Origin of the sequence: Paraburkholderia sp. GAS33 (assembly GCF_050436645.1) — a bacterium.
Taxonomy (GTDB): Bacteria; Pseudomonadota; Gammaproteobacteria; order Burkholderiales; family Burkholderiaceae; genus Paraburkholderia; species Paraburkholderia phenazinium_B.
The window spans coordinates 1-2,815 of record NZ_JBNDMP010000034.1 but is presented as its reverse complement, the minus strand read 5'-3'; the positions used below and the strand labels follow the sequence as shown (position 1 = coordinate 2,815).

Annotated in this window: 4 protein-coding genes; all 4 read right to left on the bottom strand. The window is 57.1% G+C overall.

Annotation, left to right across the window (positions count from 1 at the left end):
• A partial coding sequence (locus P3T24_RS38775; RefSeq protein WP_429441961.1) for an SDR family NAD(P)-dependent oxidoreductase occupies nt 1–642 on the bottom strand: 642 nt, incomplete at its 3' end.
• Nucleotides 643–708: 66 nt separating this feature from the next.
• On the bottom strand, nt 709–1,428 hold the full coding sequence (locus P3T24_RS38770) for an SDR family oxidoreductase (RefSeq protein ID WP_429441959.1): 720 nt from the start codon (nt 1,426–1,428) through the stop codon (nt 709–711).
• Nucleotides 1,429–1,640: 212 nt separating this feature from the next.
• The gene (locus tag P3T24_RS38765; protein ID WP_429441957.1) at nt 1,641–2,492 is read right to left on the bottom strand and encodes a fumarylacetoacetate hydrolase family protein; all 852 of its coding nucleotides are present in this window, start codon (nt 2,490–2,492) and stop codon (nt 1,641–1,643) included.
• 155 nt (nt 2,493–2,647) lie between these two features.
• The gene (locus tag P3T24_RS38760) at nt 2,648–2,812 is read right to left on the bottom strand and encodes a hypothetical protein (protein ID WP_429306965.1); all 165 of its coding nucleotides are present in this window, start codon (nt 2,810–2,812) and stop codon (nt 2,648–2,650) included.
• Nucleotides 2,813–2,815: the final 3 nt, after the last annotated feature.

The window sequence follows — 2,815 nt, the reverse complement described above, 5'->3', positions numbered from 1 at the left end:
CACGCCTGCGTTGCGCTCGACCACGTCGACCACGAGCGGGATGCTCTCCGAAATCTCGAAGGTTGCCTCCGGTCCGCCCATTTCAGTGCGGACCCAGCCTGGAGCGACCAGGAGAAGTGCGCGCGAATCGTCCGGATGGCGTGTCGAGAACGCCTTCATCAGCATATTCAGCGCTGCCTTGCTCGAACTGTATAGCTCCCAGAACCCGATACTATTTGTAATGCTGGCGATCTCGGACGACATCGCTGCCATCACGCCATTCTCCGCGACAATGTCCCGAAATACCTCGATGACACGCATTGGACTGAGCGTGTTCGTCAACATCATGTCGAAGAAGTCCTTCTCATCCACCTCGACCGAGGTCAATTCATTCGCCTTGGCGATGCCAGCGTTGACGAAGAGCGTATTGAGCTTGCGCCCCTCGAGTCGAGTGCGCAGGGTTCTCACCGAGGCCAGGTCCACGATATCCACGGTCTCAAGCTCAAGCGATTCCGGATAGCGCTCAAGCAGGCTTGCAAGTCCGGCGGACTTGCCCCGCGACGTCGCAATTACATGCCAGCCCCGGCCGCAGTATTCCTCCGCAAGAGCAAGACCGAGCCCACGCGAGGCACCTACGACGAGAACATTTTTCCTAACTGTCATTCCAATTTTCCTGCTTTAGTCTGGTGCGAGTTTTTTCGCCGGTTGTCTGGACATGCGGCTCGGATATCAGGCCACCGATGCCCCGCCATCGGCGACTACAACTTGGCCCGTCGTAAAGCTACCTCGCATCAGATAGAGGTAAGCTTCGGCCACCTCATGTGCTTCAGCGGCATGCTTGACGAGAAGGTTTTCTTCAGCGCGTTGAAATGTCGCCTTACGGACAGCCTCAGGGAAGCTATCCCAAAGGCTGGTCTTGACCGTTCCAGGGCAAACCACATTGACCCGCAGCGGCGCAAGTTCCACCGAAAGCGCACGCGCAAGCGCTTCAATCGCGCCGCAGACGCTCGACACCACGGACGAGCCCTTACGGGGGCGGCGCGCTGCCATCCCGGAGGAAAGGACGATCGAGCCACCCTCACGAATCTGGCCCGCACCGTACTTCGTGGCCAGGAAAACACCCCAGTAGCGGACTCCGAAAAATGCCTGCGCATCCTTGAAGCTCAAGTCCATCTGATCAGCTATTAGCAAAGGATTGCCGGCCGTATACACCAGATGGTCGTACGCTCCTATCTTCTCGAAGAACGACTTGATGCTAGCCTCATCCTGCAGGTTGAGCACATGACCTTCCGCACTCGGCGGCAGTTGCTGCTGCGCCTTCGCTACCCTCTCCTGGCTGCTAGACGCAATGACGACAAGTGCACCTTCGTCTGCCGCAGCCTTCGCCGTAGCGAAACCCATTCCCGACGATCCGCCGAGAATGACAATCCGTTTACCTTTAAGCGACATAACTTCCTCCAATACGATGCAAAAACCCCAGTTTCATTTCTGAATCATTGCCGTCAGTGTGGGCCAGACGTCCAGCAAATACAGTACCAAAGAGCGTTCTGCACGTCCTAAGCCCGCATTCGAATCTGCGGAGTCAGCGGCTCAAAGGTTCCAACCTGACGACGATGATCCTCCGGAATCCCAAGCGATCTTACTGCACACTCGATGATGTCTTACCCACGCCCATAACGCTTGACCGACTGGCACTGTTCGCCGAGACCCGCGATGCCAAGGCGCATGGTGTATCCACCGTCGAGGTAACGCGGCGGCGTGAAGCCAAGGCCGACGCCTTGTGGCGTTCCCGTTATGATCACGTCACCCGGAAGCAGAGTCATAAATTTGCTGACATAGCTGACACACTGCGCGACAGAGAAAATCATGTCTGCTGTATTGCTATGCTGCACTCGCCCACCGTTCACTTCACACCACAGATCCAGCGTCTGCTCGTTGCCCACTTCGTCCCGAGTTACCAGCCAGGGGCCGATAGGGCAAAACGTGTCATGACTCTTGCCTTTGGTCCACTGACCGCCTCGCTCGAGCTGATGCTCACGCTCCGATACGTCATTCACAATGACGTATCCAAAGACATGATCGAGCGCCACGGCCTCTGAAACATTTCTCGCACGGCGCCCTATCACAACGCCGAGTTCCACCTCCCAATCCGATTTCGTCGAGTTTTCCGGAAGAACGACGTCGTCGAACGGACCTGTGATGGCCGTATTCGCCTTAAGGAAGATGATTGGCTCCTTTGGAATCTCGGCGCCCGCTTCTTTCGCGTGCTCGCGATAGTTCAGTCCGATTCCGACCACCTTGCCGATATTTCCGATGGGACAACCAAGCCGGGAACCAGCGGGCGCTGCTGGTAAGGCGTCGATTTCCCTTGAATCGAGGCCCTGTAGCGAGTCCGACCCGATCAGTTGCGGATCAATGTCTGATACGTGTGCGGACAGATCGCGGACGACCCCGTCCGACCCGACGATACCTGGCTTCTCGGCACCTGTATGACCAAAGCGTACTAGCTTCATATCTTCCTACTGGAAGGAGTGATCCAATGTCCTGCCTGTTGGCGCGAAGACCCAGGCACGATCAGAGATTTCAGAGAAATTGACATCTCCGACTGCGGTGTCGGGCTCCTGCACGTCTTCACCTCAGCACGACACCGCAGCATGGCTTGCGCGTTTTATTTCGTCAGGAACTGGAGCAGCAATTCGTTCACGGCTGCTGCCTTTTCGATGGGCGTCCAGTGACCGCATTGCGCCAGTTCGACATACTTCGAGCCCGGAATCTTGTCGGCAATGCCCTTCGCAGTCGCAGGCGGCGACGTTGCATCCTGGTCGCCCGTCACAAC

Coding starts and splice junctions, on each gene's coding strand:
- P3T24_RS38765 (WP_429441957.1), bottom strand. CDS start 2,492: ATGAAGCTAGTACGCTTTGGTCATACAGGTGCCGAGAAGCCAGGTATC.
- P3T24_RS38770 (WP_429441959.1), bottom strand. CDS start 1,428: ATGTCGCTTAAAGGTAAACGGATTGTCATTCTCGGCGGATCGTCGGGA.